We start from the raw sequence: 22153 nt of genomic DNA, 5'->3' as shown, positions 1-22153 counted from the left end.
CTAGGCGCGCCCGGACAGCCTGAGCACGAAGACCAGCACTTCGGCGACGGCTTTGTAGAGTTCGGCTGGAATCTCGTCGCCGAGCTCGACGTTGGAGAGGGCACCGGCCAGCACCTCGTTCTCTTCGATGGGAATATCGTGGGCCTTGGCGACCTCGATGATCTTCTCACCGATTGCGCCCTTCCCTTTCGCGGTGACAACAGGCGCGCCGGTCTTGTCGTAATGCAGCGCGACGGCGAGCGATCTTTTGGGCTGCACGATCATAGCGCACGATCCAGGAAGTGCCCCGCTGACGCGGGCGCAGGCTGCACCGGCGCGCCTTCGCGAACCACGATATCGCCAGGCTGCAGATTGGCGCGGATCAGCGCCTGACTGAGCTGCGCGGTGCCGGCCTGCAATTGCAGTGCCGTCGCCGGACGCTCCGCCCACATCCGCACCGACGTCTTGTCACCGGTCAGCGAGACCAGCGCATGAACCGGGCCCGCGGGCTCGACATCGAGCGAGAAGCGCGCACGCCAGACTTGCTTGGCTGCTTCAGCCTCGCTGCCATTGCCGCCATCACGCGAAATCTCGAATTGCGCCATGGTCGTGCCGGCCGGCACCGCAAACGGAATTTCGAAACTCCAGCGTGGCGATGCCTGATCGAGCCGCGGCGCCGCAAGTCCGTCCGCGCGATCCGGCAAGGATGCCACCTGCAGCAGGGTCTGGCGCGCCAGTGCCGCATCGGTATCGGCCAGCAGATGATGCACGGTGGCGCCCAGCGGCGCATTTGCCGGGAGTGTCGGCAAAGCCATCGGCTGTGCCGTCGGCAGCCCACCGCGCAATGGCGGCGGCGGCAAGGTGTTACGTGCGATATTCGTCTCGGTGCCCTGCTGGCCCGCTAGCGCCTTCGTAGCAGGCAGCAGATCCATCATCATGCTGTCGTCGAACACCAGCGATGCCGCGCTTCCCATGCCCTTCGGAGCCGTCTGCAGCGCTTCCCGAAGCAGGTTGAGCGCTGCGCCATTGGTCGCCAACCGTGCAGCCGCTTCGGGAGCTTTTGCCACCGCCGGTGCGGTCTGAGCCGGGACATCGAGCACGGGCTCGTCTGCGGCTAGAAGTCCAGCCTGCTGCAGCGGATCGTTCTTGATGCCCATCTTGGGCAGCATGACCACTGTCGCTGCAGCGGCCTGCGCCTGCTGTATCCTGATCTGCGCCGCGGCATTGGGAAGCGCGTTTGCCGGAGCCAATACTGGCTGCTCCGGTGTCGCTGCATTCGCCGTCGCTGGTGTTGTGCTGTGGGTCGGACTTGTTGTGGCGAGCGTCGTCGCCAACGCCTGGCGCAACACGATCAATGCCGCTTTCATGTCGGGCAGCCCGCCTTGCGGCAGCGCTCCCTTGGCCAGCGACGACTCCAGAAACAGACCGGAATTCTGGAACGCCGATTTGACTTCTTCGCCGGTGAGCTGAGTGTCGAGCGGCGGACGCTGCGCCAGTACCTGCGCGACCGCTTGCTGCAACTGCTGCGGCAGCCCCGTCAGCGAGGTGGCGGCTCCGAGATTGGCAAACAGCGTGGCTAGGCTCGCTTGCTGCGTCACGGCACTTTGCGTGGCGGTGGAGACTGCCTGTGCTTCCAGCGACGTCAGCTGGATCTTGGAGGTGGCGATGGCATTGGCGAGATTAATCGGCACATCCGGCGCCAGCGTTACGTTACCGGAAGACGTGCCGCCCGTTTGCCCTGCTGCCGTATTCTGTGGTGTCACGATGGCCAGCTGGACATTGCCGTTGTCCATCTTCGACACTGCGAATTGCAGCACCTGCCCGGCCTGCAACGGCATCTGCGATTGCACGTCGATCGTGCTGTGCCCGATGGCGATACGGACCTGATTGTCTGGCGAGACCGAGAGCACGCGTCCGGCAATCACGCTGCCGGGCTGAAACGCGACTTCGCTCGCAACGCCCTGCGCGGAGACAACTGGTAAGATCGAGTTGACGGGAGTCGGCATAGTGAGCAGCACCGGACAATGGTGCAGCTACGCTAGTTAATGGTCGTTAACTTCGCATTAACCCGCTGACGGCGCGACTGCCTTCAGCACCAGCACGGCAGCCTTGAAATCCACCTGCCGCGCGGTGCGCCTTGCAGCGACCTCGTCGTCGAGGCCCCACTTCTCGATGTTCCAGTCCTCGTCGACAAAAGCGGCGGACCAGACCTGATCGGCGCTCAGATGACCATGAAGCAGCGCCAGCGCGAGGAGTGCCGAACCGGTGATCGTCGTCACCAGATGCAGCGCGGCAACGGCCCATGGATCGCTCGGCAACTCTGCACGAGCGGCTGCGATGGCCTGCTCGGGCTGGCTGACATGGATGATGCCCTCGGCCAGAATGAAATGCGCGCCAAGTTGCTCCGCTGCCCAGAACAGGATCGGGTCCCACGCCGCAGCCTCGCGTGCCACCAGCGCTTCGGGATGGCCCGCGCGGTAGAACAACAGGTCCGTGCTGAAGTACTTCGCGATATCGTCCACGACGGCCTGCGTTTGCGCCTCATCGCGGATCACATCGATCACGCTGTTGGCGAGACGCGTCACCGGCATGCTGGTGGGGTCGATGATCTCCTGCTGTGCATCCCATTCCGCAACCATCACTTCGGCAATGGCTGATGTCGGCACCACCAGCGGATGGCGCGACGGCGTGCGCACGGTCTTGCCGTCAAGCGTGATGGCAAAGCCATCCGCCGTGTCGCTCATGCCGACGGTCTTGTAGAAGCGCTTGCGCTGCGGACCTCGCGTCGACTTTCGTACCGCCTCCTGCGGATCGAGCTGCGACTGACCGTACACTTCGTCAAACAATTCACGCATCGATGGTCTCAATTCCTGTTCGCCAATCGTCAATTTACGCGACAGACGGGCGCCACGCGAGACCAAATCGCTCGTGTCAGCGATTGGCACAGGCACGCGAATAGGCCGCGCGATCATTCGGGCCAAGACCCGCAGCGGCGCCATCCTGAAGGCAGTTGGTGATACGATCGCTGAAGGAGCCACGCGCCTGTGGCACATTCTGCTGCCGCGGCAGATCGCCGAGCTGAGGCACGACAGGTACTTCTATCCGTGGCGGTGGCGGTGCGGGCGGCAGTGGCGTGATCAGCGCCGGATTGCCGGGCACTCCGATAACCTGCGCGACCGCAGGCGCGGCTGAGAGTGCCGCCGCAACGGTGACCAACACAGCGAATGGGATGGAGCGATGTCTCATTGGTCTCATGTTGTCACGATTATCAAGCACATCAAGTGTCAGCGCCGGACAATGTGATCCGCTGCCGAATGACGGCGTTCCCATCCGGCGCGCTCGAGTTCCGGTCGATCATCGTCGATCTCCGGATAACCGATGCAGAAATAGCCGATCAACCGCCAGTCGCGAGGTATATCGAGTGTCGCGGCGATCGCAGCAGGATCGAGGATCGAGACCCAGCCCATGCCGATGCCTTCGGCGCGCGCGGCAAGCCACATGGTCGCAATCGCCGTCACCACCGAATAGTCCGCCATCTCCGGCATGGTGCGGCGGCCGAGGCCGTGGCCGACATCCGTCGCGTGGTCTGCAAATACAGCGAGGTGGCATGGCGCTTCGCGCAGGCCGGCGAGCTTGAGCGTCGCATAGCTCTGCGCGAGTTCGCCGGTATATGCGCTCAATGCCTCGGCATTGCAGGCGCTGAAATTCTCCAGCACCGCCTGACGGCGTGACGCGTCGTCAACGATGACAAAGCGCCATGGCTGGCTCAGGCCCACCGAAGGCGCGAGGCACGCAGTATCGAGCAGGCGATCGAGAAAGCCCGCAGGCAGTGGATCGGACTTGAAGCGCCTGATATCGCGACGCCACACGAACAGATCATGCAGACGCGCGCGAAACGGGGCGTCGAACTCCGGCGCCTCGGTTGTTGCCGGCGTCGCGCACGGGATGTTGTCGGAGCCCGACAACGCCCTACTCTTCCGGCGCGTTCTCGATCGGATCGAACCGGTCGTGTTCAAGACCGAGCAGATTCCACGACTGCAGCATATGCGGCGGCAGCGGCGCCGTCGCGTCGATCACGCCGCCACGCGGATGCGGGATCACGATGCGGCGCGCCAGCAGATGCAAACGCTTCTGAATGCCGCCCGGCAACTGCCAGTTCTCGATGTTGAAATATTTGGGATCGCCGACGATGGCGTGGCCGATATGCGCCATATGCGCGCGCAACTGATGTGTACGCCCGGTCACCGGCTTGAGCGACACCCAGGCGAGCTTCTGTGCCGAGGTTTCCACGACAGCGTAATACGTCACCGCGTGGCTCGCGCCTTCGTCACCATGCTTGGCGACGCGCATGATGGTGTCTTCCTCGTTCTCTTCCTTGGCGAGATAGGTCGAGATACGGCCCTGCTTCGGCTTCGGCACGCCGGCAACCAGCGCCCAGTAGATTTTCCGCGCGGAGCGTTCACGAAATGCACCAGTGAGCTTGGTCGCAGCAAAACGTGTCTTGGCGATCAGCAGGCAGCCCGACGTTTCCCGGTCGAGACGGTGCACCAGGCGCGGCTTCTGTCCCTTGGCGTCGCGCATCACCTCCAGCATCATGTCGACATGTCGCGTCATGCCCGAGCCGCCCTGCACGGCAAGACCGGCGGGCTTGTTCAGCACCATGACGTCGTCGTCCTCGTAGATCGTCATCTCCTTGAGCGCCTGCAGAGTCTTGTTGGCGGCCTCCGAGAGTTCGCCGACGACTTTCGGCGCATCGAGCTTCAACGGCGGAATACGGACGGTCTGTCCCTCTTCGAGCCGATCCTTGCTGTCGGCGCGCTTGCCGTTCACGCGCAGCTCGCCTTTGCGGACGATGCGCTGGATATGGGAGAATGACAGGCCGGGGAAATGCGCTTCGAGAAAGCGATCGACGCGCATGCCGTTCTCGTCAGGCGTGACGATGACGTTCTGCACGGCGGTAGGCAGCGGCGCCGGCGCCACTTCCGGCTTTGCCGGCTCTTCATCGAGATAGGCCACAGGCGGCCGCGGTTCGCGCAGCGGCGCATTGCCGTAACGTGGCGCGGGCTTGCCGCCCGGACGCGAACCGGACGGACGCGCGCTTGGTGGACGCTTGCTGCCCGATCGCTCGGACCGTTGCGGCGCATCGAAGCGCTCGGCTCGTTCCGCACGCTGAGGGCGTTCGGATCGCTCGATCCGCTCCGGCCGTTCGGACCACTCCGAATGCTCACTGCCGCGTGCGCGCGGCGGACGCGCGCTCATCGGACGATCGCTGCTCACCCGGCCGGCCTTGCCGAACGACGGCCGGGCACCCTTGGACGCCGCGGCCTTGGGGGCAGCCCCCTTCGCGGGCGCGCTTTTGGATGGGCCGCCCTTGCCACGCGGCGCCTTGCTGCGCTCACCACCGGGACCACGTTTGGCGAGAGGCTTCTTGTCGCGACGGCTCATGATTGTCTCTCGTTCCTCAGTCTGGTCCAGTAATCCAGCCGCTTGCGAATCTCGCGTTCGAACCCGCGTTCCGGCGGATCATAGAAGGTCTGCCGCCCCAAGGCTTCCGGGAAATAGTCTTGCCCGGAGAAACCTTCTGGCGTGTCGTGGTCATATTGGTACCCGTCGCCATAGCCCTCGGACTTCATCAGCTTGGTTGGCGAGTTCAGGATGTGTTTTGGCGGCAGCAGCGAGCCGCCCTCCTTCGCCGTCCGCATCGCGGCCTTGTAGGCCATATAGGCGGCGTTCGATTTCGGCGCGGTAGCTATGTAGATCACCGCCTGCGCGATGGCGAGTTCGCCTTCGGGGTGGCCGAGAAAATCATAGGCATCCTTGGCTGCGTTGCAGATCACCAGCGCCTGCGGATCGGCGAGACCAATATCCTCCACTGCCATCCGCACCACGCGGCGCGCCAGGAACAGCGGATCCTCGCCGGCATCGAGCATGCGGCACAGATAATACAGCGCCGCGTCGGGATCGCTGCCGCGCACCGATTTATGCAATGCAGAGATCAGATTGTAATGACCATCGGCCGACTTGTCGTAGATCGGCGCGCGGCGCTGCAGGATGTCCTGCAACTGCGCGGCGCTGAATACTTCGTTGGTCCGCGCGGCGCGCCAGACTTCCTCGACCAGCGTCAGCGCGGCGCGGCCATCGCCATCGGCCATGCGTACCAGCACCGCACGTGCCTCATCATCGAGCGGCAGCGCACGGCCTTCGACCTTCTCCGCATGCGCGAACAGTTTCTCAATCGCAGCAGCGTCTAGCGACTGAAACACCAGCACACGCGCGCGCGACAACAGAGCAGCGTTGAGTTCGAAGGATGGGTTCTCGGTGGTGGCCCCGACCAGCACTACGGTGCCGTCTTCCATTACAGGCAAGAACGAATCCTGCTGCGCCTTGTTGAAGCGATGCACCTCGTCGACGAACAGCAACGTGCCCTTGCCCATCTCGCGGCGCGCGCGCGCGGCTTCGAACACTTTCTTCAGATCGGCGACGCCGGAGAACACCGCAGAGATCTGCTCGAACTGCAGCTCAGTCGCATCGGCCAACAGACGCGCCACGGTGGTCTTGCCGGTGCCGGGCGGTCCCCAGAAGACCAACGAGCCCAATGTGCGTGTTTCCAGCATGCGCGTCAGCGCGCCATCGGGCCCGAGGATATGATCTTGCCCGACCACATCGGACAGCACACGCGGCCGCAGCCGTTCGGGGAGCGGACGCGGCGCGTCCTGCTCCAGCCCGGCTGCGGCAAACAGATTTGCAGAAGGCGTGGGTTGTTTCGGGCTCATCCGCCGAGTGTGACGTTGATCTGCTGACCGCCGCGCACCACCACGATGCGCCACAGCCGCGCGCCTTCGCGCGTCACCTTGTCGAGATCGCTGGTCTTGCCGATCTTGGTACCGTTGACCGCGACGATCAGGTCACCCTTCTGGAAGCCGACGCCAGCCGCCGTGGCGGTGTCCGTCAGCTCGGTGATGACAACACCTTCCGTGCTGGAATCCAGCCGCAACTCGTCGGCAACGGCCGGCGAGATATTGGCGACCTTGGCACCCTGGAATGGCGAACGCGCCGTCAGCGTGATCTCATCGCGGCCGGTGTCGGGTGCAGCTTCGAGCGCAACGGTCAGCTTCACCGGCTTGCCACTGCGTTGTGCATCCAGCTGCGCGGTGCCGCCGAGCGGCCGCGTCGCGAAGCGATATTCGAATGCATTCGGATCCTCGATGGCCTGGCCATCGATGGCGGTTACGAGATCGGAGACCTTGAGACCGGCCTTCGCAGCCGGGCTGTTCGCGGTGACGTTGACGACCAACGCACCCGAAGGCGTCTTCAAGCCGAGCGTTTCGGCAATCTCGGGCGTGATGTTCTGCAGCCGCGCGCCGAGCCACGGGCGCTTCACGGCCTTGCCACCGCTCTTGGCGGAGGCAACGACGACGCGCACCATATTCGCCGGGATCGCAAAGCCGATACCCTGCGAACCGCCGGAGCGCGAGAAGATCGCAGTATTCACACCAACCAGCTTGCCGGTCATATCGACCAGCGCGCCGCCAGAATTGCCGGGATTGATTGCAGCGTCAGTCTGGATGAAGAACTGATAGTCGGTGATGCCGACCTGCGTGCGTGCCAGCGCCGAGATGATACCGTGGGTCACGGTCTGGCCAACGCCGAACGGATTGCCGATCGCGAGCACGACATCGCCGACCAGCAGGTCATCGGAGTTGGAGAAATCCAGCGTCGGGAATTTCTCCTTGCTGTCCTTGATGCGCAGCACGGCCAAATCCGTGCGGCTATCCTTCAGCACGATCTCGGCTTCAAATTCGCGCTTGTCCGCCAGCGAGATCTTGACCTGATCGGCCCCTTCGATGACGTGGTTGTTCGTGACGACGAGGCCCGATGCGTCGACCATCACACCCGAACCGAGCGAACGCTGCATCTGTTCCGGCTGCATACCCTGGCCGCCGAAGAAGCGACGGAACACCGGATCGTCCAGCAGCGGATTGCGGTTCTGCACCGTCTTGGCCGCATAGACGTTCACCACGGCCGGCTGCACCCGCTGCACGATCGGCGCGTAGGACAGCTTCATTTCAGTGGGCGAAGTCGGGACCCGGCGATCCTGTGCAAGAGCCGGCGCGAATGCGGACGACAGGACAATGGCGCACAGAGCGGAAGCGGTCGCAGCATTGCGGAAAAATGGGATCATCGGGGCCTCTTTGAGGAAATCGCGGCGAATATAGGCTGCTGAGCGGGGCAATAGAAGGGCAGGAACTAGCTCGCGTCCGCCGGCACATCCTTCTCCACCGCCGCTTTCTTGCGCGGCTGGGGCGCTGCGGCAGCGACCGACTTCTGGCGCATCTTGTGCGCGTCACCCCACGCCTTGAGGGCATCGATCACCGGGCGCAATCCGAGCCCGGTTTCCGACAGCGCATATTCAACCCGCGGCGGGACCTCGGCATAGACCGTCCGGACGACCAGCCCATCCTCTTCGAGCGCGCGTAGCTGCTTGGTCAGCATGCGCTGGGTGATCCGTGGCATCAGTCTGCGCAGCTCGCCGAAACGCAGCCGCCCCTGCTGCAAATGATACAGGATCACGCCCTTCCATTTGCCATCGATCAGATCGAGCGTCACCTCGACTGGACAGCCCGGCCCATTGCCGAAATCACGCCGCTTCACTGCAAATATCCAATAGTATCCATTCGGTGACTATATCCCTGAAATGACAGTACTTGCAATTATTGTCGCCTCGGGACACGTCTTCGGGACATTCCCGCCAAGAGCATGGAGCGCACCCAATGAAGGCAGTCGGCTATAGCAAATCCCTCCCGATCGACGCAGTTGACGCGCTGGTCGATTTTGAGGCTCCGAAGCCCCAACCGACTGGCCGCGACATCCGCGTGGCCGTGAAGGCGATCTCGGCCAATCCCGTCGATTTCAAGGTGCGCAAGCGCGCGGCGCCGCCGGCCGGCGAAACCAAGATCCTTGGTTTTGACGCCGCCGGTGTCGTCGATGCTGTCGGCCCCGACGTCACGATGTTCAAGCCGGGCGACGAGGTGTTCTATGCCGGCTCAATCCAGCGCCAGGGCACCAATGCCGAGTTCCATCTGGTCGATGAGCGCATTGTCGGCCGCAAGCCCTCCTCGCTCTCCTTCGCACAGTCTGCGGCGTTGCCGCTGACCGCGATCACAGCCTGGGAATTGCTGTTCGATCGGCTTGGCGTCGCACCGGGCAAAAGCCTCGATCCCCGCACGCTGCTGATCATGGGCGGCGCCGGCGGCGTCGGTTCCATCCTGATCCAGCTCGCGCGCCGCCTTACCGGGCTCACGGTTGTAGCGACGGCCTCACGGCCGGAGACGATCAAGTGGTGCCAAGATCTTGGCGCGCATGCTGTGATAGATCACAGCAAGCCGCTGAAGGAGCAGATCGACGCATTGAAGCTGCCGCCGGTCTCACTCGTCGCCAGCCTCACGGGGACGGAGCAGCACTACAAGCCACTCGCTGATCTGATCGCACCGCAGGGCAAGCTCGGACTGATCGACGACCCCGTTGAATTCAACATATCCGCGTTTAAAGGCAAGGCCGTCTCGGTGCACTGGGAATCCATGTTCACGCGATCGTCATTCCAGACGCCCGACATGATCGCGCAGCATTACCTCCTCAACGACGTTGCGGATCTCATCGACAAGGGTGTGTTGCGCACCACGCTCGACAAGACCTTCGGCACCATCAACGCAACGAATCTCAAACGCGCGCATGCGCTGCTCGAATCCGGCAAGTCGCACGGCAAGATCGTACTCGAAGGCTGGTGATCACGAAACTGTCACCACGAAATTCTCGCCTGGAGACACCTATGACAACAGAGCGCATCCATGGATGCGCTCTTCTTATATAATAGCTAATTTAAATAGCTAATTATCTAAATCGCATGTGATCTAAAAACGACAGTACGGGCCTGTTCACTACAATGCGATGCGGGTTTTACAGAACTGTCGCAAAGCTTGCCTAGGTTGCCCGCGAGCTCAACAGTAGCTCGCTTGTAAAAATGAGAGCGGCCACGGGCGAGAGTCTTCGGACGTTCTCTCTCACAAGATCACAAAACACAGATCCATACGCGTCTTCACCTGCGGAGCAATTCGCGGGGCGTGTAGGGTTTTGTCTCCTACAGGGGTACTCTATGTCTTTCACGACACATAAAATCCTGGGCACGCTCGGCGTGATCGGCGCGCTGGCCGCAGGCCCGGCGCATGCGCAGTCATCGAATGATGAGATCGCCGTATTGAAAGCGCAGCTCCGCGCGCTGGAAAAGAAGCTCGATAACGTACAGAAGCAGGCCAACACCACGCAGAAGCAGACGGAATCGGTCAAGCAGAGCTTCGCGAATGCCAACGCTGCCATGCACAAGAAGGCTGTGCCCTTCATCAACGCGAACCTGACGATGCCCGGCAACCGTCCGACCTTCTGCACCGACGACGGTCTGAATTGCATCGCCATCACCGGCCGTCTGCACCTCGACACTGCCGCCTATTCGTTCTCGCCGAAGTCGGCCGGAACCAGCCCACAGAGCGTGAATGACGGCATCAATGCCCGCCGCGCCCGCCTCGGTCTGATCGGCACCTTCAACAAGGATTGGGAATACGGCGTGATCGTCGACGCCGGCGGCACCACGGACGGCGACGTCGTCCTCAACAACGCCTATGTCGCCTATAAGGGCGTCAAGGGCCTGTTGATCCAGGGCGGTTACATCGACGTCCCCTACACGCTGGACGAAGCCACCAGCTCGAACAACATCATGTTCATGGAGCGCGCCGCTTCGCAGGTTCTCGCTACGAACCTTGCCGCAGGCGACAACCGCGCCGCGTTCGGTGGTCAGGTATTCGGCGATCACTACTGGGTCGGCGCTTACGTGACCGGTCCGACCACGGGCCTGAACGTCAATCACAGCCAGCCGCAGCCGCTCGGCGCAACCTTCCGCGCAGTCGGCCTGCCGATCAACAATGAGATCGCAACCGTACTCGTCGGCTTCGACGCCTTGTATCTCGCCCAGACCGGCGGCACGACCAACAATACGTTGGGCATGAGCGATCGCATTGAAGTTCGTGTCGATCCGGCGACCAGTTCGCTGCTGAACACTGGCACCATGAACTCTGTCGACAGCGCCCGCGTGTTGAGCGGTGAAGCCGCTGTAAAGTACGGCAGCTTCATGGCTTCGGGCGAATATTTCGACTACAGCATCCAGCGCAGCAACGGACTCGGCGATCTGAGCTTCAATGGCGGCTATGGCCAGGCCAGCTACGTCATCACCGGCGAACAGCACAAGTACAGCACGTCAGCCGGCGCATTCGGCGGCATCAACCCGGCTCGCCCGGTTAACTTCACGACCGGAGATCTCGGTGCCTGGGAACTCGCCGTGCGCTACAGCTACGCCTCGCTGAACGACCTCAACGTCCGTGGCGGCGAGCTGAAGAACACTACGGTCGGCGTGAACTGGTACGTGAACCAGAACATGCGCTTCATGTTCAACTGGATCCACGGCACCGTCGACAAGTTCGCCCCCGGCAGCACGGTGAACACCGGCGCCGATTACGATGTCTTCGCGATGCGCACCCAAGTGGCCTTCTAAGCGTCAGGCGCTTCGAACCTCCGGGTTCGGGCTACGTGCCTGCGGCTCTTAAGAACAAAGGCGGCGCTTCGGCGCCGCCTTCCTCTTGCGAAGCGTATGCTTACGCAATGGTCTGCACGATCCCGCCTTCGGCACGCAGCGCTGCGCCGTTGGTCACGGATGCCTCCTTCGACGAGACATAGACAACCATGTTCGCGATCTCCTCGACGGTGGCGAAGCGCTGGATCAGCGACGTCGAGCGGTGCTGTTTAACGAAGTTGGAAGCAGCCTCTTCGACCGATTGCCCGTTCTGTTTGGCGAGATCCTTGACGAACGTCTCCACGCCTTCCGACATGGTCGGTCCGGGCAGCACGGAATTGACCGTCACAGCCGTGCCCTTGGTCAGTTCGGCTAGGCCGCGCGAGACCGCGAGCTGCGCGGTCTTCGTCATGCCGTAATGGATCATCTCACCGGGAATGTTCAGTCCGGACTCCGATGAGATGAAAACGATGCGGCCCCAGTTGCGCTTCAACATGCCCTGCATGTAGGCGCGCGACAGACGGATGCCTGACATGACGTTGACCTCAAAGAAGCGCGTCCAGTCCTCATCGGGAATGTCGAAGAAGCCCTTGGGCTCGAAGATGCCGGCATTGTTGATGAGGATATCGACCTCGGGGAGTGCCGAGGCGAGCGCGTTGCAGCCCTCCGCTGTCGACACGTCGGCAGCGACGCCCTTCACCTTGGCCCCGGGCACGGCCTTGGTGATCGCAGCGATTGCTGCGTCCACCTTGCCCTGACTGCGACCGTTCACAACAACCTGAGCGCCAGTGGCGGCCAAACCCTTGGCAATGGCGTGGCCAATGCCCGAGGTCGAGCCCGTCACGAGTGCCGTCTTGCCCGTCAGATCGATTTTCATATGCGTACTCCCGTTTGAATGACGGAGCTGATATCGGAACGCGGATTGAAAGATGCAACTGCATCCAAAAGACGAAAGCACAACAAAAAAGCGGCGCACAAGGCGCCGCTTTTCCGAAATTCTGATGTGAAGTGGCTTACGCCGCTTCGGACGCGCCGCCCTGCACCGGGCCCGAATCCTTGCCCTTGGCGTCTTCGTCGCGATCGACGAACTCGATCAGCGCCATCGGGGCGTTGTCGCCGTAGCGGAAACCGGCCTTGATGATGCGGGTGTAGCCACCCTGACGATCAGCGTAGCGCTTGGCCAGCACGTCGAACAGCTTGCGGACCTGATCCTGGTCCTTCATCTCGCTGATGGCCTGGCGACGCATGTGGAGGCCGCCCTTCTTGCCGAGGGTGACGAGCTTCTCCACGATCGGGCGGAGCTCCTTGGCCTTCGGAAGCGTGGTGACGATCTGCTCGTGCTTGATCAGCGACGCGCACATGTTGGCGAACATCGCCTTGCGATGCTCTGCGGTGCGGTTGAGCTTGCGATGAACCTTGCCGTGACGCATTGGAATATTCCTTGATTTCAGTTTGCCGCGACGGTTCGTCGGACATCATGTTGCAGGTGGGCTGCCTGCGTTCGCCCATAACGCCATGGCCGGGCTAGATCCCGGCCACGTCGCTCGTGATGCTTAGTAGTGGTCTTCGAAGCGCTTGGCCAACTCGTCGATATTCTCCGGCGGCCAACCGGGCACTTCCATGCCGAGGTGCAGACCCATCTGGGCGAGCACTTCCTTGATTTCGTTCAGCGACTTGCGGCCGAAGTTCGGAGTACGGAGCATTTCTGCTTCCGACTTCTGAACGAGATCGCCGATGTAAACGATGTTGTCGTTCTTCAGGCAGTTTGCCGAACGTACCGAGAGCTCGAGCTCGTCGACCTTCTTGAGGAAAGCCGGGTTGAAAGCGAGATCCGGGATGACTTCCTGAGCAACTTCCTTGCGGGGCTCTTCGAAATTCACGAACACGTTGAGCTGGTCCTGCAGGATGCGCGCGGCATAAGCGACCGCATCATCCGGCGTCAACGCGCCGTTGGTCTCAATGGTCATCGTCAGCTTATCGTAATCGAGGATCTGGCCCTCACGGGTGTTCTCGACCTTGTACGACACCTTGCGAACTGGCGAGTACAGGCTGTCGATCGGGATCAGGCCGATCGGCGCGTCTTCCGGACGGTTATGCTCGGCAGCGACATAGCCCTTGCCGCCGGCAACGGTGAATTCCATGCGGATCTCAGCGCCCTCGTCGAGGGTGCAGATCTGCAGGTCGGGGTTGAGAACGGTCACGTCGCCGACAGTCTGAATGTCGCCGGCGGTCACGACGCCCGGGCCCTGCTTCTTCACGACCATGCGCTTCGGGCCTTCGCCCAGCATCTTGATCGAAATGTCCTTCACGTTCAGCACGATGTCAGTGACGTCTTCACGCACGCCGGCGATCGAGGAGAATTCGTGCAGCACGCCGTCGATGTGCAGCGCCTGCACGGCAGCGCCCTGCAGCGAGGACAGCAGGATGCGGCGGAGTGCGTTGCCGAGGGTCTGGCCGAAACCACGCTCAAGTGGTTCGGCAACCAGGGTCGCAAAACGAGAAGGATCGCTGCCAGGGGTTACCTGCAGCTTGTTCGGCCGGATAAGTTCTTGCCAATTTTTCTGGATCGTCACTGTGTCACCCATGCCATCAAACTCACTGGCGTTGGAGATCGCGGATCAGTCCGCGTAAGTCGCATCGCAAAAGCAATCGCGGGCAGCCGAGCCACCCGCGATCAAAAAGTATTAAACGCGCCGACGCTTGCGCGGGCGGCAACCGTTGTGCGGGATCGAGGTCACGTCGCGGATCGAGGTAACCGTGAAGCCCGCGGCCTGCAAAGCGCGGAGAGCCGATTCACGGCCCGAACCCGGACCGCCAACTTCGACTTCCAGCGTGCGCATGCCATGTTCCTGTGCCTTCTTCGACACGTCTTCAGCAGCAACCTGCGCTGCATACGGGGTCGACTTGCGCGAGCCCTTGAAGCCCATCGTGCCAGCCGACGACCAGGCAATCGTGTTGCCCTGCGCGTCGGTGATGGTGATGGTCGTGTTGTTGAACGACGAATTCACGTGCGCGATGCCCGATGCAATGTTCTTGCGCTCGCGACGGCGGATACGTCCGGCTTCCTTTGCCATGTCTAACCTTTCTAGAGATCTCAACGCCGCCGTAATGCCAGCGGCTACACCAAAAATAATCGCAGAAGCGGACGTGACGCCCGCTTCTGCAAATTCGAATTCGAAAGCTTACTTCTTCTTGCCGGCGATCGACTTGGCCGGACCCTTGCGGGTGCGCGCATTGGTATGCGTGCGCTGGCCACGAACCGGCAGACCGCGACGATGACGCAGGCCGCGATAGCAGCCGAGGTCCATCAGACGCTTGATGTTCATGCCCGTCTCACGACGGAGATCGCCTTCCACGAGATAATCGCGGTCGATGACTTCGCGGATCTGCAGAACTTCTGCGTCCGAGAGCTGATTGACGCGACGATCCACGGGGATCTTCACCTTCTCCAGGATGTCGGCAGCATTCTTCTGGCCGATACCATGGATGTACTGCAGCGCGATCAGCGCGCGCTTGTTGGTCGGGATGTTTACACCGGCGATACGGGCCACAAGTTCTCTCCTGTCACCAGTCCATCACGAACCGGCATTATCGTCATTTTGTCGGGCGGGCATTCACAAACGCGAACACGACGCCCGTCCCCTGGATTTCAGTGGGGCCCGGCATCGTTGGAATCTTCCGACTGGATGAGGGCCTTATTAAAGTATTTGACTTCGTTTCGTCAACCGCCTCTAGCGTTTAGACCGCTTTTTAGCGGCCTTCTTGGCTGACTTGACCGCTTTGCCGGCTTTCTTCACCGGCTTTTTGGCCGATGTCTTGGATTTGGCCTTTTTGACAGATTTCGCGGGCTTTTTAACCGCTTTTACCGCCTTTTTGGCCATTTTCTTAACTGCCTTCTTAGTAACCTTCTTGGCTGCCTTGGCCTTCTTGGCGGCCTTTACCGGCGCCTTCTTGGCTTTCTTGGCAGCTTTCTTCGCAGTCTTGGCCGGAGCCGATTCCCGCTTGGTCGCAGCAGCCTTCTTGGCAGGCTTGCGGGCGGGCTTCTTCGCCGATGCATCGGCGGCGAGAATCGCTGCCAAGACGCGGTTGATCTCTGCCGTCACCTCTTCGATGGTCATCATGCCATCGATGGTCACCAGCTTCCGCTTCTCCGAATAGTAATGCACCAGCGGCTCGGTCGAGGTGCGATAGCTCGCCAAGCGCTTCGACAGCACTTCCGGTGTATCGTCGATGCGCACTGTCTCTCCGCGCTCCATCATCTGTGCGACACGAGCTTCGACACGCTGCAGCAATGCACTCTCGTTGACGCGCAGTTCGACGGCGGCATCCAGGTGAAGCCCTTTGGACTTCAGCAACGCATCCAGCGCTTCAGCCTGCGGCACCGTGCGTGGGAAGCCGTCGAGGATGAACCCGTTGGCGGCATCCGGCAGCTCGATACGATCCGAGATGATCCCAATTACGACCTCGTCGGGCACCAGCCCGCCGGCAGCCATAATGTCCTTGGCCTTGAGGCCCACTTCGGTCTCGGCAGCGACAGCAGCGCGCAGCATGTCACCAGTGGACAGCTGAACGATGTTATGACGCTCGACGAGACGCTGTGCCTGAGTTCCCTTGCCCGCCCCCGGCGGCCCGAGAAGAATCAACCTCATTTGCGCCGGCCCCTCAGCTTCGACTTGCGGATCAAACCTTCATACTGGTGCGCCAGCAGATAACCCTGCACCTGGGCCACAGTATCCATGGTGACGCTGACCACGATCAGCAGCGACGTGCCACCAAAGTAGAACGGCACGGACGCGTAGGAGATCAGGATCTCGGGGATCAAGCAGACTACGGCCAGATAGGCCGCGCCGAGCACCGTGATGCGCGAGAGCACGTAGTCGATATATTCCGCGGTGCGCTCACCTGGGCGAATGCCCGGGATGAAGCCGCCATGCTTCTTCAGATTGTCGGCGGTCTCGGTCGGGTTGAACACGATCGCCGTGTAGAAGAACGCGAAGAACACGATCAGCGACACATAGAAGATCAGGAACAGCGGGCGGCCATGTCCGAGCTGCGTGGTGATCCACTGGAACCACTCCGGCCCCTTGCCCGCATTAAAGCTGGCGATGGTGGCTGGTAGCAGCAGCAGCGATGACGCGAAGATCGGCGGGATGACGCCCGAGGTGTTGAGCTTCAGCGGCAGATGTGAGGACTGACCCTCGAACATCTTGTTGCCGACCTGGCGCTTCGGATACTGGATCAGCAGGCGCCGCTGGGCACGCTCCACGAACACGATGAAGGCGATCACGACCACAGCCATCACGATGACGACCAGGATCAGACCGGTCGACAGGGCGCCCTGACGTCCGAGTTCAAGCATGTTGGCGATCGCCGACGGAAGCTCCGCCACGATGCCAGCCAGAATGATCAGCGAGATGCCGTTGCCGATGCCGCGCGAGGTGATCTGCTCACCCAGCCACATCAGGAACATCGTGCCGCCGGTCAGCGTGACCGAGGTCGAGATCAGGAAGAACATGCCAGGTTCGCTGACGACATTGCCGGCGCCCTGCAGACCTGCAGCAATAGCGTAGGACTGGAAAGCGGCCAGGATGACAGTCAGGTACCGGGTGTACTGGTTCAGCGTCTTGCGGCCCGCCTCGCCCTCTTTCTTGAGAGCTTCAAGCTGGGGGGACACGGTCGTCAGGAGCTGAATGATGATCGACGCCGAGATATACGGCATGATGTTAAGCGCAAAAATCGCCATGCGATTGATGCCGCCGCCCGCGAACATATTGAACATGCCAAGGATGCCGCTGGCCTGCTGCTTGAACACCTGTTCCCATGCGGCCGGATCGATACCGGGCAACGGAATATAAGTGCCAAGCCGATAAACAAGCAGCGCACCCAGTGTGAACCAGATGCGCTTCTTCAGTTCATCGGCCTTGCCGAGGGCCGAAAAGTTGAGGTTTGCTGCTAATTGCTCTGCTGCAGAGACCATGTTTGGCTTTCTCCCGCGCCCCTTTCGCCATCATGCTCCGAAAAAGCGGGGCATGCAGCGGAGGCCGGACATTATTTGGTGCTCGGCATTGATAAAATCTACTGCCACATCACGCAAGGCCGCCCGCAGACGCAGGCGATGCCGCAGATGTTACGCAGCTTCGCCGTCGGCCTTCTTCGGCGCGATGATCTTCACCGAACCGCCGGCCTTCTCGATGGCTTCGATCGCCGTCTTGCTGGCGCCGTGCACTTCAATGTTAATCTTGGCCTTGATCTCGCCACGGCCGAGAACGCGCACGCCAGCCTTCGAGCGGCGCAGAACGCCAGCCTTCACCAGCGATTCAGCGTTGATCACGGCCTTGATGTCGATCGCCTTAGCGTCGATTGCATCCTGGAGACGGTCCAGGTTGATCTCGGCGTAATCCACGCGGAAGATGTTGTTGAAGCCGCGCTTCGGCAGGCGACGATGCAACGGCATCTGGCCGCCTTCGAAGCCCTTGATGCGGACGCCCGAACGTGCGGTCTGGCCCTTGCCGCCGCGGCCCGCAGTCTTGCCCTTGCCGGAGCCGATGCCACGGCCGACGCGCATACGCTTCTTACGGGAGCCGGCGTTATCGGCGATATCGCTGAGCTTCATCGTTCTTTTCCCTGTTTCGCCCTGTTTTCCCGAGGCTTACCGGCAAATCCGGACCTCGAAGGTCAACAGTGTCATCCCTGCGGCAACCCAAAGGCCGCAGTGAGACGACGTGAACTTACTTATCCTCGACCACGCGGACGAGGTGCTGCACCTTGGTGATCATGCCGCGAACTTCAGGAGTGTCCTTCAGCTCGCTAACGCGACCGATCTTGTTGAGCTTGAGACCAATCAGCGTTGAACGCTGCGAATGGTGACGGCGAATCGCGCTGGCGATCTGCTCGACCTTGATCATCTTAGCGGCCTGAGCCATCGGATTACTCCAGAAAGAGTTGGTTATTCGGCAACCAGCTCAGCGTCTCCGCCAACGCGGCGCGACTGCAGAGTGGAAACCTTGATATTGCGGCGAGCAGCAACCGACCGCGGCGAATCCTGATGCTTCAGCGCGTCGAAAGTGGCGCGAACCATGTTGTAGGGATTCGACGAACCGATCGACTTGGCCACCACGTCCTGGATGCCCAGCGTTTCGAACACAGCGCGCATCGGACCGCCGGCGATGATACCGGTACCAGCCGGAGCGGCACGCAGATACACGCGACCCGCGCCATGACGGCCGGCGATGTCGTGATGCAGCGTACGACCTTCGCGCAGAGCGACGCGCGTCAGGTTGCGCTTGGCCGATTCAGTTGCCTTGCGGATCGCTTCGGGAACTTCACGGGCCTTACCGTGACCGAACCCAACCCTACCTTTCTGATCGCCAATGACGACCAGAGCTGCAAAGCCAAAGCGCTTACCGCCCTTGACGACCTTCGCCACACGATTGATGTGGACGAGCTTGTCGACGAACTCACTATCACGCTCTTCCCGGGGGCCCCGGTCGCGTCCGCCGCGTTCGCGTTCACCTGCCATGGTGTTTTCCAATCCTTGCGAAGCTTTCGCTTCTAACCCTGTGTTCGTTCAATTCTGCAATCTGCAAATCGACGAAAGTGAAATCGCTCAGAAGCTGAGCCCGCCTTCGCGAGCTGCATCTGCCAGCGCCTTGACACGGCCGTGGTACAAATACTGACCACGATCGAAAATCACTTCCTTGACGCCGTTTTTCACGGCGCGCTCTGCCAGCAACTTGCCGACAGCCTGCGCTGCATCGACGTCCGCGCCGGTCTTGCCACCATCGCGCATCGCCTTCTCCAGCGACGAGGCCGAAGCGAGCGTCTCGCCCTTCAGGTCGTCGATGACCTGCGCGTAGATGTGCTTCGACGAGCGGAAGATCGACAGACGAGGACGACCATTTGCAGTCCGGCGCAGCGCCAGACGAACGCGCTGCTTGCGCCGGGCATTCGTAATCTTGAGTTTCGACATGACCGGCTCCGTTACTTCTTCTTGCCTTCCTTGCGGAAGATAAACTCGTCGGAATAACGTACGCCCTTGCCCTTATAAGGCTCTGGCGGACGATAGCTGCGGATCTCCGCGGCTACCTGACCGACGCGCTGCGAGTCGTTGCCGGCGACGTTGATCTCGGTCGGCTTCGGCACCGTGATGGTGATGCCTTCCGGGATCGCGTAGACGACATCGTGGCTGTAACCGAGAGCCAGCTGCAGGTTCTTGCCCTGCAGGGCCGCACGATAACCGACGCCGGTGATCTCGAGCTTCTTCTCGAAACCCTTGGTTACGCCTTCGAGCAGATTCGCGATCTGCGCGCGAGCGGTACCGTACAGTGCGCGCGCGCGATTGGTTTCGACGCGAGGAGCAACCTTGATTGCGCCCTCTTCCATCTTCACCACCACGTCGTCGTGCACGACGAACTGAAGAGCGCCCTTGGGGCCCTTCATCTTGACGGTCTGGCCTTCGACGGACGCGGTAACTCCCGCGGTCACCGCCACTGGCTTCTTGCCAACTCGTGACATGACTGATCCTTCCTCAGAACACCGTGAAGAGAACTTCGCCGCCCACGTTCGCGTCGCGCGCGTCGTGGTCAGCCATAATTCCCTTGGGCGTCGACAAAACGGAGATACCGAGGCCGTTCTTCACGCGCGGCAGGTTCTTCACCGAGACGTACACACGACGTCCTGGCTTCGAAACACGCTCGATTTCGCGGATGACCGGTTCGCCATCGAAATACTTGAGTTCGATCTCGAGCTCGGAGCGGCCCGACGAATGCTCGACGCTGGCGAAGCCACGGATGTAGCCTTCGTTCTTCAGCACTTCGAGCACGTTCGCGCGCATCTTGGAGCCCGGGGTCGAAACCTTGGACTTGGTACGCATCTGCGCGTTGCGGATGCGGGTGATGAGATCGCTGATTGGATCGTGGGTCGACATGTTCCGCCCCCCTTACCAGCTTGACTTCACGAGCCCGGGAACGAGGCCCTTCGAGCCCAGTTCACGCAGCGCGATACGGCTGAGCTTGTTGATACGATAGACCGAACGCGGACGACCCGTGATTTCGCAACGGTTGCGAATGCGGGTCGCCGAGGAATTGCGCGGAAGCTCGGCGAGCTTCAACGTAGCGGCGAACCGCTCTTCCATCGGCTTGGTCTTGTCGGCGATGATGGCCTTCAGACGCGCGCGCTTCGGCGCAGCGTTTGCGGACATCTTCTTCCGACGGTTGTTCTTCTCGATCGAACTCTTCTTTGCCATGCTTGGCTCCTGGGTTACCGCGTTTGAGAAGCTTTTCAGCTACTCACTGCCGGAACGGGAAATTGAAAGCGGTCAACAAAGCGCGGGCTTCGTCATCGGTGCGCGCAGTCGTGCACACCGTGATGTCCATGCCCAGCGACGTATCCCCGGCTTTATCGAAATCGATTTCCGGGAAAATGATGTGCTCTTTGAGACCGAGCGAATAGTTGCCACGGCCATCGAAGCTCTTCGCATTCAGGCCACGGAAATCTCGCACGCGCGGCAAAGCCACGTTCACCAGACGATCGATGAACTCGTACATCTTCGTCTTGCGGAGAGTCACCTTGGCGCCGATCGGCTGGTTTTCACGCAGCTTGAAGGTCGCGATAGCAACGCGCGAATAAGTCACGATGGCCTTCTGACCGGCGATCAGCGAAAGGTCGGCCGCAGCGGTTTCAGCCTTCTTACGATCGTTGACGGCTTCGCCGACACCCATGTTCAGCACGATCTTGTCGAGGCGCGGAACCTGCATGACGTTTTCGTAGCCGAACTGTTCAGTCAGCTTGGCACGAATTGACTTGTCGTATTCAACGCGCAGGCGCGGAATGTAGACGGTCTCAGACATCGATCTCTGCTCCCGAACGCTTGGCGATGCGCACCTTGGTGCCGTCAGCCTGGATCTTGAAACCAACGCGAGTCGGCTTACCGTCCTTGCCGACGATCGCGATGTTGGACAGTTGGATCGGCGCCTCTTTCGAGATGATGCCGCCTTCCTGTGCCTGGGTCTGCTTCTGGTGACGCTTGACCAGGTTGACGCCGCGAACCAGCGCCTTGCCCTCGGTCGGGCGCACCTCGAACACTTCACCGGTGCGACCCTTGTCGCGACCGTTCAGCACGATGACCTTGTCACCCTTGCGAATTTTGGCAGCCATTACAGCACCTCCGGCGCAAGCGAAATGATCTTCATGTGGTTCTTGGCGCGCAGCTCACGCGGCACGGGCCCGAAAATACGGGTACCGATCGGCTCGGACTGATTGTTGATCAGCACTGCTGCGTTGCGATCGAAGCGGATGACAGAGCCATCCGGGCGGCGAATGTCCTTGCGGACGCGCACGACGACCGCCTTCATGACGTCGCCCTTCTTCACCTTCCCGCGCGGGATGGCTTCCTTGATCGATACGACAATTACGTCGCCAACGGATGCATAACGGCGCTTGGATCCACCAATCACCTTAATGCACATGACACGGCGTGCGCCTGAATTATCGGCCACGTCGAGGTTGGTCTGCATCTGAATCATTGATGCACCTCGTCCTCTGTTTATGCGCTATTGCGCG

Annotated in this window: 28 protein-coding genes; 2 read left to right on the top strand and 26 right to left on the bottom strand. The window is 61.3% G+C overall.

Annotated features, from left to right (window positions below):
* The 9 genes from CIW50_RS15640 to CIW50_RS15600 all read right to left on the bottom strand — a co-directional run bounded on the left by CIW50_RS15640 (nt 1) and on the right by CIW50_RS15600 (nt 8631).
* Nucleotides 1–264 (bottom strand): EscU/YscU/HrcU family type III secretion system export apparatus switch protein, encoded by a 264-nt coding sequence (locus CIW50_RS15640; RefSeq protein ID WP_115029354.1) that lies wholly within the window; start codon nt 262–264, stop codon nt 1–3.
* Entirely contained in the window at nt 261–1985 is a 1725-nt protein-coding gene (gene fliK / locus CIW50_RS29530; RefSeq protein WP_149532154.1) for a flagellar hook-length control protein FliK, read from the bottom strand. Before fliK ends, CIW50_RS15640 begins: the two co-directional genes overlap by 4 nt.
* 57 nt (nt 1986–2042) lie before the next feature.
* Nucleotides 2043–2834, bottom strand: a complete 792-nt coding sequence (locus tag CIW50_RS15630; RefSeq protein ID WP_149532153.1) for an ATP12 family chaperone protein — start codon at nt 2832–2834, stop codon at nt 2043–2045.
* A gap of 76 nt (nt 2835–2910) precedes the next feature.
* Nucleotides 2911–3225, bottom strand: coding sequence for a hypothetical protein (locus CIW50_RS15625; protein ID WP_246664288.1), 315 nt, complete (start codon nt 3223–3225; stop codon nt 2911–2913).
* 38 nt (nt 3226–3263) lie between these two features.
* Nucleotides 3264–3944 (bottom strand): 5,6-dimethylbenzimidazole synthase, encoded by a 681-nt coding sequence (bluB, locus tag CIW50_RS15620; RefSeq protein WP_283808842.1) that lies wholly within the window; start codon nt 3942–3944, stop codon nt 3264–3266.
* A gap of 4 nt (nt 3945–3948) precedes the next feature.
* Nucleotides 3949–5424, bottom strand: a complete 1476-nt coding sequence (locus CIW50_RS15615; RefSeq protein WP_149532151.1) for an RluA family pseudouridine synthase — start codon at nt 5422–5424, stop codon at nt 3949–3951.
* The gene (locus CIW50_RS15610; protein ID WP_149532150.1) at nt 5421–6752 is read right to left on the bottom strand and encodes a replication-associated recombination protein A; all 1332 of its coding nucleotides are present in this window, start codon (nt 6750–6752) and stop codon (nt 5421–5423) included. Before CIW50_RS15610 ends, CIW50_RS15615 begins: the two co-directional genes overlap by 4 nt.
* Complete coding sequence (locus CIW50_RS15605) at nt 6749–8161, bottom strand: DegQ family serine endoprotease (RefSeq protein ID WP_149532149.1); 1413 nt, start codon at nt 8159–8161, stop codon at nt 6749–6751. The genes CIW50_RS15610 and CIW50_RS15605 overlap by 4 nt, the downstream gene beginning before the upstream one ends.
* Nucleotides 8162–8226: 65 nt before the next feature.
* Nucleotides 8227–8631 carry a winged helix-turn-helix transcriptional regulator gene (locus CIW50_RS15600; protein ID WP_149532148.1) on the bottom strand — a complete coding sequence of 135 codons (405 nt, stop codon included), beginning with the start codon at nt 8629–8631 and terminating at the stop codon, nt 8227–8229.
* A 119-nt stretch (nt 8632–8750) separates the two neighbouring features.
* On the opposite strand from CIW50_RS15600, the gene CIW50_RS15595 reads away from it, so the two are divergent.
* Together CIW50_RS15595 and CIW50_RS15590 are read left to right on the top strand one after the other, a co-directional pair.
* Nucleotides 8751–9764, top strand: coding sequence for a zinc-binding alcohol dehydrogenase family protein (locus tag CIW50_RS15595; protein ID WP_149532147.1), 1014 nt, complete (start codon nt 8751–8753; stop codon nt 9762–9764).
* Between the two features lie 365 nt (nt 9765–10129).
* Nucleotides 10130–11575, top strand: coding sequence for an OprO/OprP family phosphate-selective porin (locus tag CIW50_RS15590; protein ID WP_246664287.1), 1446 nt, complete (start codon nt 10130–10132; stop codon nt 11573–11575).
* Between the two features lie 100 nt (nt 11576–11675).
* Here the strand turns inward: CIW50_RS15590 and CIW50_RS15585 are convergent, their stop codons facing one another.
* The 17 genes from CIW50_RS15585 to rplN form a co-directional block, all read right to left on the bottom strand.
* Nucleotides 11676–12470, bottom strand: coding sequence for an SDR family NAD(P)-dependent oxidoreductase (locus tag CIW50_RS15585; RefSeq protein ID WP_149532146.1), 795 nt, complete (start codon nt 12468–12470; stop codon nt 11676–11678).
* Between the two features lie 136 nt (nt 12471–12606).
* A complete protein-coding gene (rplQ, locus tag CIW50_RS15580; protein ID WP_149532145.1) occupies nt 12607–13023 on the bottom strand; it encodes a 50S ribosomal protein L17 in 417 nt (138 codons plus the stop codon).
* A 123-nt stretch (nt 13024–13146) separates the two neighbouring features.
* Nucleotides 13147–14178, bottom strand: a complete 1032-nt coding sequence (locus CIW50_RS15575; RefSeq protein WP_149532144.1) for a DNA-directed RNA polymerase subunit alpha — start codon at nt 14176–14178, stop codon at nt 13147–13149.
* Nucleotides 14179–14277: 99 nt separating this feature from the next.
* A complete protein-coding gene (gene rpsK, locus CIW50_RS15570; protein WP_068731453.1) occupies nt 14278–14667 on the bottom strand; it encodes a 30S ribosomal protein S11 in 390 nt (129 codons plus the stop codon).
* A gap of 108 nt (nt 14668–14775) precedes the next feature.
* The gene (gene rpsM, locus CIW50_RS15565) at nt 14776–15144 is read right to left on the bottom strand and encodes a 30S ribosomal protein S13 (protein ID WP_116661812.1); all 369 of its coding nucleotides are present in this window, start codon (nt 15142–15144) and stop codon (nt 14776–14778) included.
* A 180-nt stretch (nt 15145–15324) separates the two neighbouring features.
* Entirely contained in the window at nt 15325–16242 is a 918-nt protein-coding gene (locus CIW50_RS15560) for an adenylate kinase (protein WP_149532143.1), read from the bottom strand.
* Nucleotides 16239–17570 (bottom strand): preprotein translocase subunit SecY, encoded by a 1332-nt coding sequence (gene secY, locus CIW50_RS15555; RefSeq protein WP_149532142.1) that lies wholly within the window; start codon nt 17568–17570, stop codon nt 16239–16241. Before secY ends, CIW50_RS15560 begins: the two co-directional genes overlap by 4 nt.
* A 150-nt stretch (nt 17571–17720) precedes the next feature.
* Nucleotides 17721–18206, bottom strand: a complete 486-nt coding sequence (rplO, locus tag CIW50_RS15550) for a 50S ribosomal protein L15 (protein WP_149532141.1) — start codon at nt 18204–18206, stop codon at nt 17721–17723.
* Between the two features lie 115 nt (nt 18207–18321).
* Nucleotides 18322–18516 (bottom strand): 50S ribosomal protein L30, encoded by a 195-nt coding sequence (rpmD, locus tag CIW50_RS15545; RefSeq protein WP_149532140.1) that lies wholly within the window; start codon nt 18514–18516, stop codon nt 18322–18324.
* 23 nt (nt 18517–18539) lie between these two features.
* A complete protein-coding gene (rpsE, locus tag CIW50_RS15540; RefSeq protein ID WP_068731465.1) occupies nt 18540–19112 on the bottom strand; it encodes a 30S ribosomal protein S5 in 573 nt (190 codons plus the stop codon).
* Between the two features lie 87 nt (nt 19113–19199).
* On the bottom strand, nt 19200–19562 hold the full coding sequence (gene rplR / locus CIW50_RS15535; RefSeq protein ID WP_149532139.1) for a 50S ribosomal protein L18: 363 nt from the start codon (nt 19560–19562) through the stop codon (nt 19200–19202).
* An 11-nt stretch (nt 19563–19573) separates the two neighbouring features.
* The gene (rplF, locus tag CIW50_RS15530) at nt 19574–20107 is read right to left on the bottom strand and encodes a 50S ribosomal protein L6 (RefSeq protein ID WP_089268177.1); all 534 of its coding nucleotides are present in this window, start codon (nt 20105–20107) and stop codon (nt 19574–19576) included.
* 13 nt (nt 20108–20120) lie between these two features.
* Entirely contained in the window at nt 20121–20519 is a 399-nt protein-coding gene (gene rpsH / locus CIW50_RS15525) for a 30S ribosomal protein S8 (RefSeq protein ID WP_089268176.1), read from the bottom strand.
* Between the two features lie 12 nt (nt 20520–20531).
* Nucleotides 20532–20837: a 30S ribosomal protein S14 gene (gene rpsN / locus CIW50_RS15520; protein ID WP_149532138.1), complete on the bottom strand. Its 306-nt coding sequence runs from the start codon at nt 20835–20837 to the stop codon at nt 20532–20534.
* Nucleotides 20838–20880: 43 nt separating this feature from the next.
* On the bottom strand, nt 20881–21441 hold the full coding sequence (gene rplE, locus CIW50_RS15515; protein WP_149532137.1) for a 50S ribosomal protein L5: 561 nt from the start codon (nt 21439–21441) through the stop codon (nt 20881–20883).
* Nucleotides 21434–21748 (bottom strand): 50S ribosomal protein L24, encoded by a 315-nt coding sequence (rplX, locus tag CIW50_RS15510; protein ID WP_068731477.1) that lies wholly within the window; start codon nt 21746–21748, stop codon nt 21434–21436. Before rplX ends, rplE begins: the two co-directional genes overlap by 8 nt.
* On the bottom strand, nt 21748–22116 hold the full coding sequence (gene rplN, locus CIW50_RS15505) for a 50S ribosomal protein L14 (protein WP_068731479.1): 369 nt from the start codon (nt 22114–22116) through the stop codon (nt 21748–21750). Before rplN ends, rplX begins: the two co-directional genes overlap by 1 nt.
* Nucleotides 22117–22153 lie beyond the last annotated feature (37 nt).

The organism is Tardiphaga sp. P9-11 (assembly GCF_008329525.1).
GTDB lineage: Bacteria > Pseudomonadota > Alphaproteobacteria > Rhizobiales > Xanthobacteraceae > Tardiphaga.
This window is presented reverse-complemented; position numbering and strand designations above follow the sequence as displayed.